At 53.0% G+C, this 12,512-nt stretch carries 13 protein-coding genes; all 13 read right to left on the reverse strand.

The features are described from left to right. Positions 1–25: 25 nt before the first annotated feature. The 13 genes from rnr to HU175_RS01030 all read right to left on the reverse strand — a co-directional run bounded on the left by rnr (position 26) and on the right by HU175_RS01030 (position 12,324). Positions 26–2,527 (reverse strand): ribonuclease R, encoded by a 2,502-nt coding sequence (gene rnr, locus HU175_RS00970; RefSeq protein ID WP_176564806.1) that lies wholly within the window; start codon positions 2,525–2,527, stop codon positions 26–28. 27 nt (positions 2,528–2,554) lie between these two features. Then, positions 2,555–3,292, reverse strand: a complete 738-nt coding sequence (locus tag HU175_RS00975) for a ribonuclease H-like domain-containing protein (protein ID WP_176564807.1) — start codon at positions 3,290–3,292, stop codon at positions 2,555–2,557. A 29-nt stretch (positions 3,293–3,321) separates the two neighbouring features. Next, entirely contained in the window at positions 3,322–3,726 is a 405-nt protein-coding gene (locus HU175_RS00980; protein WP_176564808.1) for a hypothetical protein, read from the reverse strand. A 45-nt stretch (positions 3,727–3,771) separates the two neighbouring features. Continuing rightward, positions 3,772–4,539: a lipoyl(octanoyl) transferase LipB gene (lipB, locus tag HU175_RS00985; RefSeq protein ID WP_176564809.1), complete on the reverse strand. Its 768-nt coding sequence runs from the start codon at positions 4,537–4,539 to the stop codon at positions 3,772–3,774. Between the two features lie 108 nt (positions 4,540–4,647). Continuing rightward, positions 4,648–5,574 carry a bestrophin family protein gene (locus HU175_RS00990; RefSeq protein ID WP_176564810.1) on the reverse strand — a complete coding sequence of 309 codons (927 nt, stop codon included), beginning with the start codon at positions 5,572–5,574 and terminating at the stop codon, positions 4,648–4,650. Positions 5,575–5,635: 61 nt separating this feature from the next. Next, positions 5,636–6,211: a TlpA disulfide reductase family protein gene (locus HU175_RS00995; RefSeq protein ID WP_176564811.1), complete on the reverse strand. Its 576-nt coding sequence runs from the start codon at positions 6,209–6,211 to the stop codon at positions 5,636–5,638. An 11-nt stretch (positions 6,212–6,222) separates the two neighbouring features. Then, entirely contained in the window at positions 6,223–8,859 is a 2,637-nt protein-coding gene (locus HU175_RS01000) for a hypothetical protein (protein WP_176564812.1), read from the reverse strand. A 13-nt stretch (positions 8,860–8,872) separates the two neighbouring features. Then, positions 8,873–9,667, reverse strand: a complete 795-nt coding sequence (locus HU175_RS01005; protein WP_176564813.1) for a GLPGLI family protein — start codon at positions 9,665–9,667, stop codon at positions 8,873–8,875. Positions 9,668–9,701: 34 nt separating this feature from the next. Further along, positions 9,702–10,460: a GLPGLI family protein gene (locus HU175_RS01010; protein WP_176564814.1), complete on the reverse strand. Its 759-nt coding sequence runs from the start codon at positions 10,458–10,460 to the stop codon at positions 9,702–9,704. A 69-nt stretch (positions 10,461–10,529) separates the two neighbouring features. Next, positions 10,530–10,802: a hypothetical protein gene (locus tag HU175_RS01015; RefSeq protein WP_176564815.1), complete on the reverse strand. Its 273-nt coding sequence runs from the start codon at positions 10,800–10,802 to the stop codon at positions 10,530–10,532. Positions 10,803–11,230: 428 nt separating this feature from the next. Further along, on the reverse strand, positions 11,231–11,422 hold the full coding sequence (locus HU175_RS01020; protein WP_176564816.1) for a hypothetical protein: 192 nt from the start codon (positions 11,420–11,422) through the stop codon (positions 11,231–11,233). Between the two features lie 140 nt (positions 11,423–11,562). Then, complete coding sequence (locus HU175_RS01025; protein WP_176564817.1) at positions 11,563–11,994, reverse strand: hypothetical protein; 432 nt, start codon at positions 11,992–11,994, stop codon at positions 11,563–11,565. 27 nt (positions 11,995–12,021) lie between these two features. Beyond that, positions 12,022–12,324, reverse strand: coding sequence for a helix-turn-helix domain-containing protein (locus HU175_RS01030; RefSeq protein ID WP_228724279.1), 303 nt, complete (start codon positions 12,322–12,324; stop codon positions 12,022–12,024). Positions 12,325–12,512: the final 188 nt, after the last annotated feature.

Consider the following 12,512-nt stretch of genomic DNA (forward strand, 5'->3'; position numbering starts at 1 on the left):
GCCGGGCTAGCTTTATTACGTACTACTACCGCCGTCCGCGGCCACCGCGCCGGTTCTGACCTTTGGCGGCTGGTCCTTCCTGACGGGAAGAGGAACTGCGGGAAGACGCACTACCCGAACGGCTTCCTCTGGAGTTTCTGGAACTGCGGTCCTCTCCCCGATCGGATCGGCGTCTACCGCCAAACGTTACGTCGCGACCGGCATCTGTAGCGCGTCCGGCCTTGTCGCTTACCAGCGCGAAATCCATGCTCCGACGAGCCAGATTGGTTTCCTTGACGCGTACTTCGACCTGATCGCCGAAGGTGTACATCTTCTTGGTTCGCTGGCCGATAATGCGGTAGTTATCTTTGTCGTACTCGTAGAAATCGTCGCTCAGATCCTGCATCCGGACAAGTCCTTCGCAGCTGTTTTCTGTGATCTCCACGAAAATTCCGAACTCCGTCACGCCCGAGATAACCCCATCGAACGTCCGACCGGGCTCCATACGGCTCATGAATTCCACCTGCTTGTATTTGATGCTGGCGCGTTCGGCGTCAGATGCCATTTTCTCGCGGGCCGATGCATGTTTGCACTGCTCTTCCAGCGGCTCCTGCTCAACGGGTTTGCCCCGGTCGAGGTAGTGCTGCAACAACCGGTGCGCCATCATATCAGGATAGCGACGAATGGGCGACGTAAAGTGCGAATACCGCTTAAACGCCAGCCCAAAGTGGCCCAGGTCTTCGGTGCTGTACCGCGCTTTCGACATGGTGCGTACTGCCAATTGCGAGAGCATGTTTGCTTCGGGTTTGCCTTCGATGCTGGCCATGAACCGGTTCATCGAATTCGACAGGTGCTCGTCGTCCAGTTTGAGTTTGTAACCTAGTCGTCCCGCAAAATCTGCGAATTGCTGAAGCCGGTCGCTGTCGGGTCCTTCGTGAATCCGGTAGACCATCGTATTTTCCTCGCCGTCTTTGTTCCGTTTCGACAGGGAATGGACGTATTCTGCCACGCGTTTATTAGCCAGCAGCATAAACTCCTCAATAAGTTTGTTCGTATCCTGCCGAATTTTCGGGTACACCGCAATAGGGATACCTTCTTCGTCCAGTTTGAAACGCACCTCTACCGTTTCAAAATTGATAGCTCCCTTCTTGAAGCGCTCGTCGCGGAGTTTGTAGGCCAGTTCGTTCAGCAGCAACAGCTCCGTAATGAAATCTCCTTGCTCGTTGTCCAGGATCTCCTGTGCTTCTTCGTAAGCAAATCGGCGGTCGGAGTGAATGATCGTACGACCAAACCACTCGTTTACGATTTTGGCTTCGGGCGTAAGCTCGAAAACTGCTGAGAACGTCAGTTTATCCTCATTTGGACGTAGCGAACAGAGTCCATTCGACAGCTTTTCAGGTAGCATCGGCACCACGCGGTCTACCAGATAAACAGACGTCGCGCGTTTGTAAGCCTCTTCCTCCAGTTTCGAGCCGGGTACTACGTAGTGCGTTACGTCGGCAATGTGAATACCAATCTCGAAGTTGCCATTATCGAGAATCTGCACCGACAAGGCATCATCAAAATCTTTGGCGTCGACCGGATCAATTGTGAAGGTCGTTGTCGTACGCATGTCGCGCCGTTTGGCGATCTCCTGCTCCGGAATCTCCGTTGAAATCCGTTCGGCTTCCTTTTCTACATCCTCGGGGAAATCAATCGGCAAGCCAAACTCCACCAGAATAGCGTGCATTTCGGTGTTGTTTTGCCCAGCAACGCCTAGTACGGTGATAACTTCACCCTCAAAGCGCTGTTTGCCGCCTTTTCCGTCCGGATATTTCGTCAGGCGAATGATTACTTTTTCACCATCATTGGCCCCGCCCAGTTTATCTTCCGGAATGAATATATCTTCGTAGAACTTCTTATTGTCCGGAATCACAAAGCCATACGTAGGCCACGTTTCAATCCGGCCAACCAGTTCGGCCCGGCCGCGTTCAATTACGCTGGCAACCTTGCCCTCAATCCGCCGACGGGAACGTCCGCCTGATCCGCTGCGCGAATCGGCAAAGCGAACGACCTTAACCCGGTCACCATCGACGGCACCGTTCAGGTCGTCGGTCGATACCCAGATATCATCATCGCGATCACCGCGAATACCAGTGGCCGTGTCGGGAATGACGAAGGCAAAGCGGGAGTTAACGTGATCAACCACGCCGTCAATGGTATTGGCACCTTTGTTAGCCCGGTAGCTGCCATCATCGTTACGGATAATGGCCCCTTCATCGCTTAACTCACCGATCAGGCCGTGCATAATCAGCTTCATTTTCCGATCGCCCACGTCAAAGTGATCCAGCACCTGATCCTGCGTGAACGTCTGCTCGTCATTGATCTGAAAGAACGCGATCAGATCATCTTTTACTTCGTCCAGGAATGAGTTTGCCTGTTTAATGGGCCGTTGACCGGCTTTTTCGGCGCCTTTCTCCCGCGACCGCGCTGCTTTGGCAGCACCCGGACGCGATGACGGCGCTGCGGATCGGTTGTATTTATTATTTTTTGGTTTTTCGTTTTTCATGTTTGGTGCCCAGCTATCTCAGCGGGCTTACTCACTAACTACAATATGCTCGTCTGCCACGAGCGGGGCTCCCACCATCCGCATATACACCTGCACCAGCATCACCACCGAGTCCTGAGTGTATTGCTCGATGCGCGGCCAGTCGTGTTCGCGGTAATACACTTCGCTGGTTCGATCGCCCTGCCATTCGAGCGGACGGGTGGGTACGTCCAGCACGGCAGCCAGCAGATCGAGAGGGACAAAATGCCGTTTGTCGCCAAACTGCCAGCGTTCCAGCGTATCCTGGTGGGTAATTTCCCAAGGCTTCTTGCCGGAAATCTGAAGGGCATGAGGCAGGGGTAACCCGTTGGCCATCAGCCGCCGACACAGATAGGGGAAATCGAACTCTTTTCCGTTATGGGCGCACAGGGTTAACTCACCAGCCGGGTAACGGTTCAGAATGACCAGTAACTCATCCAGTAACGCTTTTTCGTCGTCGTTGGCCAGCACTTTAACTTTCAGCCGGGGCTGGTCATCATCGGTGAAATACAGACCGCCAATGCCGACGGCGATAATTTTGCCAAACTCCGCGTAGTAGGACGCCCGACGGTCGTACCAGGCAGCCGCCGACAGGTCGTCTTCGTTCCGGAAATGCCTGATTTTTTCTTCCCACTGCCGCTGCAGCCGCGGATCGGCGGATAGCAGCGATGCTTCGCCCGCTACCGTTTTGAGGTCAATAAACAAAAAGTTTTTAAGTCGACGTTTCCAGGAGACGGACTGCGGCATAGGCGTAAACGGGTAAAGGTTTCGTGCAATCAGTCGTGCAGGATACCTTCCAGACCCAGGGCCGGAACGGTAATCAGGTTTTCCTCCACGATGCTGTCAGGAACGAAGATAAATTTTTTATCAAAAATCTGACCGTCAATAAAGTAGCTGACCCAGTATTCATTATTCAGGTGAAACACGTCAGGCATAATCGTTTCAACCACTTCGTGCCCGCCGGGCTTCACCTCCGTAAAGAAATGCCGCAGGGTTGACGTCTTCTGTTCTTCATCATTCTTCTGACCGTACCCTTTCGACGTAACAAACACGTTGGTAATCGCTACGTCATTCTGGTTGATGACAAACACCTGCCAGTCATATTCATTCAGCTCATTTTTCTTGCGGGCAATGACCACCTGCACGCCCTCAACAGGCAAAAAATTAATGTCTTTCTTCATCAGTAAACGTAACACAGTTCAGACTTCCGGGGAAGCTGACCACTTTTATTCCCCAATATCCGACAGCGCAACGGGCTGCAAATCGGTAAGTTCCATGTCAAATAAATCGGCCAAGTGCCGCTGCACGTGGCCAGCCACTTCCCGCAGGGGTACCGCATGCCCCACTTCGGCCGACAGCGACGTAACAGCCTTGTCGCTGATGCCGCAGGGGACAATATGACCAAAATAACTCAAATCCGTATTGACGTTCAGCGCGAAACCATGCATCGTTACCCAGCGGCTCGCTTTCACGCCCATCGCGCAGATTTTCCGGGGATTATGACCATTCGGGTCCAGCCAGACACCTGTTAAGCGATCTGATCCTTCACCTTCAATTCGACCCGCCTGCAGACCATAATCCGCCAGCGTCCGGATAATACTTTCCTCCAATAACCGCATATAGCGATGAATGTCAGTAAAAAAGTTATCCAGGTCCAGAATCGGGTATCCGACCAGCTGCCCCGGTCCGTGGTACGTAATGTCGCCCCCCCGCCGAATCTTGTAAAACGAAGCGCCCAGCTCGTTCGTCAGCCGGTTTTCGTCCACCAGCAGGTTGTCCAGATGGCCGCTGGTGCCCATGGTGTACACGTGCGGATGCTCACAGAACAACAGGTAGTTGGGTGTTAGCTGCTGCGCATCGGGCGATACGGTTCGGTTGCGCATCTTCTGATCGACGATCTGGGCGAACAGGCGTTCCTGCTCATCCCAGGCGGCCTGGTAATCGATCAACCCTAATTCGCGAACGGTGACCTGCTTATTTAGACAAGAATTCATGACAAGGCGGCAAAAGAGAAACCCGCTGCTCTATTAACAATAGAACCGGCGGGTTTCGTTCGACATAGCAATCAGCTGCCCGGTCAGGGCGTTTTTACCCATGTTGAATCAGTTAACCTTTGTGTACTCAACTTCTGGTTTCACGCCAGAAGCTACCGGCATCTCCACCGATAGGATGTCGTGCATATTTCGCTGAATCGTGTGGGCAATCTGGTTTAGCGGCAGGTCGTTGCAGTCCAGCCCAAAGGGTTCCTCAATTTCGTCGCCAATCATCTGCACACCAATCAGGGCATAAGCCGCCAGCGCACTGGCAATGATAACAACCGACTCGTACGTATTGACCAGTACCAGCGGCATCAGAAGCAGGTACAGCGTGATAAAGAGCTTGATAAAAAAGCTGTACGAAAAGGGGATCGGGGTTTTCTTGATTCGTTCGCAGGCACCCGTTATGTCCAGCAACGCCTGGTGATACAACCGCAGCGTGATCAGGTCCGCGTCGCCAACGAGCCGCTCCTGCTTCAGTACCTGAAATCGGCGCATCAACAGAGCCGCGATTCGACTGGGAACGTGTCCACGCCGTTTTAGCGACTCCAGACTCTCGTCGTCTGTTTCGATCAGATCGGTCCACTCGACACCAGTTCGGAGATGACCTTTCAGCGCCAGGGAAAAGTTGGACAGAGCCGAAGCGAAATAACGTCGGTTCCGAGCGTCATCGTCCGGCAGCAATGCATCCAGCAGCACGGCCAGATTGCGGCTGGTATTAACCAGCGATCCCCACTGGCGACGCCCTTCCCAGAACCGGTCATAGGCCGTGTTCGTCCGAAAGACCAGCAGCAAACTCAGCAGAATCCCCAGCAACGAAAAAAAGATGCCATCGATGGGCACCTCCAGATTAAACAAATACTGGTCGATCAACGTAACAGCTACGCCATAGCCTGTAACGTAGGCTACCCGCTGCAGCAGTACCCGAATGACGTAGCTGGTATGAAAATGCCGAATGGCGGTAAACCAGTCTTTTGCGTCGTAAATTATCATCGCGATCCGTCTATTTTTGCTTACCTACCCAGCGAATACGCTCGACGAGTACTACGCGAATCTATTTCATTGCGTCCAGTATCTGCCGATAGACGTTGAAATTATCGGCTTTCAGCGACAGAGATGCACCATCCAGTTTCTGCTGGGAGCCCTCGGTAATCCGCCGGACAATGCCCGCGCGGTCAACAAAGAAATTTTTAGGATAAGCCGTCACCCCTAGCTGCGCCAGGTACTGACCAGCATCGGGAATAAGTGTATAATTAAATGGCCGCCGGTGCACCGTTCGGCTGACTTTTTCGGCGTTGTCGGGAGCCATAGCCAGAAATACCACATCGTCACCGGCCTGCGCTTTCAGGTGATTCAGTTCCGAAAACTCCTCCAGACAGGGTTTGCAGGACGTACTCCAGAAATTGATGTGGACCCGCTTGCCGGTCAACGCCTGACTCGAAATTTCGTTTCCGTTCAGGTCGGTCAGCGTGAACGGGGGTAATGACTGATTCAGGTGCGCATCGACGAAGTTATTGTCGCCGGTAATTTTCTGCTCGTTGGCACCAAGCTTGATTTTGACGTCGTATTTAACAATCAGAAACGCCAGTCCCAGCAGTATAAGCCCTAAAACGACAGCTAATTTTTTCATGGCGAAGCAAGTTAGAAATTATATTGTACGTGCAGCAAACCCTGTCGGCCTAGTAAGGGGTACACCATTTCGGCGTAACTGACCGGGGTAACTGTTACCTGCCGAAAATTGCGCTGATTAAGCAGGTTAGCCGCTTCGAGCCGCAGTCCAATTTTCCGGGAGAGTTTGTAGGATGCGTTAGCCTTCAAAAAGGAATAGCTTCGACCTTGTATCCAGTTCGATTCTGTCGTCAGGTCAAGCGTTAGTTTGGGTTTCCGGTAGAGCAGATGCGCATAGATATTCACTACGGTAAAGGCCTGCGTTACCGGCAGATCATTCTGAAAAACGGTAAGAGCTGTATGCCGGTACGTTCCGCCAATTTCCAGATTAAACGGCGAATTTAACACCGTGGTATGCCGGGCGGTTATGATGGGCAGATAGCTCACCGTGGTCTGCATTTTCCCGTTCAGAATCTGAAAAATCTTACTCCGCAGTAGTTTAGCATCAATTCGAATATTACCGGCCAACGGGAAAATAAGTTTTTCCAGTACCAGATTGACACCGTCGGCTCGTACACCGGGCGTATCCAGCAGTCGGAACACCGAGTAAGTCGGCATCAACTGATAATCCACCAGCCCCCACTGGTTATTGAAACGGTTCGAGAACAAGCTGGCCAGAACGGTCATTTTCCGCTGGATAACGTCGGTAAACAGGTAGCTGACTACCAGTTGTTCGCGCTGGTCGAACAGCAACCCCTGGATCCCCTGCTGCGCAGACCGATAGTCGGTCACGACGTAGCGGTTCAGCAGTAAGCTATTGGCAACCGGCGTCGCTTCTTTCTGGTAGGTCAGCAGTAGCCGGCTCAACTCGCTCATTCGGTAGGCAGCCGATACGCTGGCCTGTACAATCTGCCGCCGGTAGCTGGTCGGTCCGATCTGCGCCGACACCAGATCGAGTTGTACGTTCCCCGATAGCTCCAGTTTATCCCAGCTGTATTTTGCCGCACTACGGCCGTAGACGACGGTTTTCTGGATGGGGAGTGTGTACGGATCAGCATTGACGGAAGCCGTTGCCTGCTGGAGGTTCAGATTGGCAATCATCGCCGAGGTACCTGCCTGTTGCTCCAGTTTCAGTCCGTTGTTCCCATAAAACCAGGTTAATTTTCCTTCGCCGATCCGGCTACGCTGCTCCATTCGCTGCCGGAAAGTTCCCTGGCTCAGCGTGTCGTTCAGCAGGGACACCGCAAGGGCGGGCGCCAGTTGACCATTCAGCCGTTCGCCCAGCCGGGCGTCGGTATAGCGCAGTGACGCCACCAGCGCGTTCCGTTGATTCAGCTTGTGCGTTACCTCCAGCAACTGGCGCAGGTCGTTTGCCTGGTTCACAAACTGCTGGGGGAATAGCTGCCTGGTGCCCAAGCCGGTAAAATCTGTCGTTTGCGTCAGGCTAATGTCTCTAGCCTTCAGGCTTCCTTTGTACAGGATCGACGTCGTGGGCGACCAGTCGTAAGCAACCTGCATGCTGAACTGCCCCTGCACAGGTCGTTGCCGCAGGCCGTCAATCTGCTGATACGAAAAGGGCGTATCCGTTAAAATCTGGTAGGACTGCGCCCGTGTCAACTGAATCTGATCGGCAAAAAGCATCAGATTTGTCGTTATTTTCAGGGCTTTGGTCGGCGCAACAACGCCATTAACGCTGGCCATTCGCTCGTTGTTGATGTTCTCCAAGGGCGAATTCAGGTACTGCGTAAAGGGCTGTACCGTCTGCGCGACGGGTTTCAGCAGAAATTCATCATCACGGATCTCGTTCGTAAACTGCGTGGGGGTCTGGCTGGTTATGTCCAGTCGTTTCAGACCGACATTATTCGAGGCCACCGTAGCAAATGCCTTGACACGCCGGCTGTAGGAAAAGAGATTCCCGACTACGTTATGCCGCTGCGGCCCGAGCCCCGCGTCGATCATACCGAACACAAGGGCCTTCCGATCGTCTTTCACCGTCAGGTTCAGCACGGTTTTGTTGGAATTGGCCAGTTGTTTCAGAAGTCGGTTCTCCGTAAAATTTTCGATAGCCTGCACCTCGTTCAGTACTGTGGGGTTGATACTTCTCGTCGCCGTCTGGTACGTACTGCCAATCAGGTCGTCGCCGTCCAGGTATATTTTTTCGATCTTCTTATTCTTGAAATAGATATCGCCATTGTCTTCCACCCGTACGTTCGGCATTTTTCGCAGAACGTCTTCAAGCGTCTGTTCAGCGCCCGACATAAAGGCATTAACTTTATAGCGGGTCGAGTCACCAACCTCCCGCACGGGAACGGCGGCCGTTATCTTCACTTCGTTGAGCAGGTGTGACCCCGGCGTCATCTCGACACGTACCGGCGCACCGGACAGTTGCTCCTGGGTCAGCGTTCGTTTAGCCTCCCGGTAATTAATGTGCGAAACCTTGAGGTAATACGTTTGATCGGTTTTACCCGCATACATCAGCGTAAACCCCTCCTTTGTTGTTCGGCCAAAGGCGATCAGTACACTGTCGGCACTGCGATACAGCAGGACGTGGGCCGCGTCCACTGGCTGCTGGGTTTCCTGCGCCAGCACCTGTCCGCTAATCCGTACCTGGCCGCTGGCTCCCCAGCTCAGTACGCTCATGAATCCGATCAGCAATAAAAGGCGGCCCATCCGTGCAGACTAACTAATTGGTGGCAGTTGATACGTAACGCTTTGCCAGATCTTTCTCAATGTTGTCGACGTTCATCGACACCGGGCTGGTTTTCACGACGCCAAAGCGCTGCAGAAACCCGGATGACACCTCGGCGTATATCTTGTTCGCCCGCTCCTGGTAGTATTGATTGACCTTCTGAACGTACTGGGGGAATGTCAGCACCGATTTATGAAAGCTTACATGAATCGGCTGAGTCGTCGTCTGCATTCCAGCAAACAGAAACTGATACTGCTGATCGGCAGACGTAGCTTCCAGGATCAGGCCGGGCAACCCCGCCAGCTTCCAGGGGCCTGACTCGATAGGGATCTGCCGGGTAAACCACGCTACGTATTCGCGGCCGCGGAACAGAGTTTTGGCTTTCTGACAGGTATAGTTTCCCAGCTTGCGGGTTTCGTTGAGGATCGTCCATTCAGGCAGGGTGTTATCCTGTACCGTATACCCGTAGGGTGTTTCGGATTCGGCGTAGAGAAGCGTCTGATTCGTTAAATCCCGCTTGAACAGAAATTGGCTGTTCATAGCCACAGGCTGGTCTTTGTTCACGTTTTTCATAGCCTTGGCAATCGTTTCGTTCGGATAGCTTTTCGCTTCCGGGCTTCCGGCAGACCCGCTTTTTTCTTCGTAAACGGATTGTGTCGGGTAGCAGCGCAACACCCCCCGGCCGGTCAGTTCACCACCCAGTGTATAGCTGATCTGGTAGCCCGACTGTGCCAGCGCGGGTAGACAGGATGCCAGGGCCGCGAGTAAGATTAAGAGAGACGTTTTCATGGCGATTTCTGGTTTAAGGTTGGTCTACGCTGAGTTATTTCTGCTCGAAGCACTCGGGCATTTTGGCGGTAAACTTGCTCTGCGACGGATTTCCGGCCATTGACATCAGGAAAGTCTGCATGCGCTTCAGCTCTTTCTGCTGAATCTCGGCGAACGAACTGAACGAATAGATTGGATCACCCGTGTTCGGCTTCGCAATGGTGTAAGCAGCAGCCTGAGCAGACGGGTATTCGGCCGCGACCAGTTGGTACCGTAAGTCAATATTTTCGTTGACGGCTTCGACAATCAGGCCAGGTAGGCCACCCAGTTTCCAGGGACCAAGGCTCAGCGGAACGGCCGTTGTGAACCAGACTGTATAATTCGCGCAGCGGAACGTCGTGGTAGCTTTCTGGCACTCATACTGCCCGATCATTTTCTTCTCGGGCTCCAGCTTCCAGTCCAGCGCCGGAATCGAATCGTTGACAATGCACTTCTTGCCGTTGAAGATCAACTCGCGGGAGACCATGGCGCCCGTCCTGTAATCTTTGAACAGGGCGAAATCCTTACCGTCGCTGATGTTCAGATTGATCATCCGGTGGTTACTGCCATCGACACCAACCGATGCGGTCGTATCCGAAGGGCGCTTCACGTCTTTGTCGTAAAGGACGAAAACACTCTGATTGCCGTCGTAGAATAAGTCGCTGACCGCTGTCACCGTTTTTGAGGTGATCCGGTAGGCGAAATGGCCAGTTTGCTGCGCAAAGCTATTGACTGCCGATACGCACAGGGCGATAAGAAGATAGGTCGTTTTCATGAGTCGGATTGGAAAGAGGGAGTTAAACAGGTCGGTCAGGGAGTGCTGCCCTGACCGACCTGGAGAGGATTAATCGCAGTTGGCGCAGCACCAGCTTACTTCGAACGAGACGAAGACGAGGTTAACACCAGCGGTGCAGGTTACCGGCTGTTTTACTACGTTGGCGTCCGTGGCTGCGTCCACCGTAGCCACCTGAGCTGGTTTGGCTTCACTGGTCATCGTGATGACTGCTTTCGAGCCAGCCAGTTTATCGGCCGCTGTGTTGACAGCCGGGGCCGCGAAAGCAGCCGATGATGAAACGAACAGAGCAATAGCCAGCGAGAATTTGGTAAGCGTTTTCATGAGAAAAATTTGGTTTGAGTGGTGAAAAAAATTGACGGTAAAAATTGAGTATTCTTTAGGTGTGCCGGTTTAGCAGACAGCACTGTAGTCGTGCAGCCTCAATAAATCCGGGTCGTGCTGCGTACGCACGGGGCCTACCCGATTATCTACCAACCGCTTAGCCAGCGCTGTTTTATCGGTCCTGGCCGATACCCACGTGAGGGTTTTGTCTGACTGTCTTCCTTAGGTCGGTAGTAGGCTGGGAAAGGCCCGAACGTAGTAACGGGCATTGACCCACTTGCTGGAGGAAGGCAGAACCTTCCTGAAAGACTCTTCCGGACGAATCTTTCCGCCGTTCGCGTTGGCTTTACTGACAAAGCCGCGGCAGCATGCTGTATGGAGAATATGTGTTGTGCGCTGGAGAAGCTTTGGATAGCCCGAACCCATAATTAGGGGATGTTGATCACGATGCCCAGAATAGGAATCTCGATCACGATGCCGCCCTCACTGTGGGCCAGTTGCTGGAGTTGTTGCTGGTTGACCGAGCCCGTTTCCAGGTTAGCCAGTTTCTGCATGAAATCCTGCCGGGAAGCGGACGTTTTTTTCAGGTTCATGACCTGTGACTGCACCGATTGTTTCATTGTTTCTATTGGTTAGCGATTTGACATTTTTGGTTTGTTAGCTTGTAGTCAGTGGCTTTGCTGTCTCACATTAACAATACAAATTTCATAGACAAAATACTGACTATCAATAACTTGTAAGTCTAGTTTATTCTCTTTCGTTATAGCGCAGCTGGCTGGTCTGCCAGACGACGCTGCTCGGCGTTGCGTACCACTTCACTGCAATTGGCACAGGCATCGGCACCAGCCTGGCTATACCAGCGGCAACGGCTTCTGATGGCGCAGGGAACGGGCAATTGATCGGCTTGTCGATTCATGGCATCAATCACCCGACCAACCAGACTACAGGCCGAATGCCCATGATCCCACTGACCGCACTTGCCTTGTATGCATTTACCGGCAAACCGGAAGCGCTCTTCGGCTGCCTGCCCCGTTATGGCCTGGCGGGCTTTGGCCGCGTCGACAAATGACTGATCAACTCTGATTGGCTCGTCCAGATAGTTTACTGTCCCATCCTGTCCGACAATGCCGAAGAGCTCGGCGCCGGATTTAGCAACGTAGCTGGGGCACTGTAGTGATTGTTCCGTTTTCATGGCCTTTCTGGGGGTAGACGGTTACGGTCAGGCACAGGCTCCGGTATCACTTTGCAGCACTTTCAAGAGTAATTCCTGCGCACTCAGGCTGATCAGATCAATAATGCTGAGGCCATAAATGAGGGCAATCTTGTGCAGACAGAAGAGCGACAGCTCGGTCCGGCCAGCTTCCTTCTTGCTGTACGCAGCCTGGCTGATTCCCATCTGAAAGGCAACGTACTCCTGCGGGTAGCCATACATTTCGCGGAGCTTACGGATTTTGGTGCTCATAATCTGCACCGAAAATGGATTAGACGTCGGCTGACTGTTCGTACTAGCGGTGTTGTTCATGGGTAGCGAGGCTTTTAGCGGAACCACCGGGCAGCGGTGATTACTGGAACAAAGCAAACGAACCGGGCAGGCGGCTAAAAACTATTTCGACCAATCAGGGTCTTTTTTCGACCAGTACGGATGAATGGTGTATCAATGAAAATTAGGTCCTATCTTAGGCATCTGTTCAGTAGGCCAGCTTTCCTCAA

Source organism: Spirosoma sp. KUDC1026 (assembly GCF_013375035.1).
Taxonomy (GTDB): Bacteria; Bacteroidota; Bacteroidia; order Cytophagales; family Spirosomataceae; genus Spirosoma.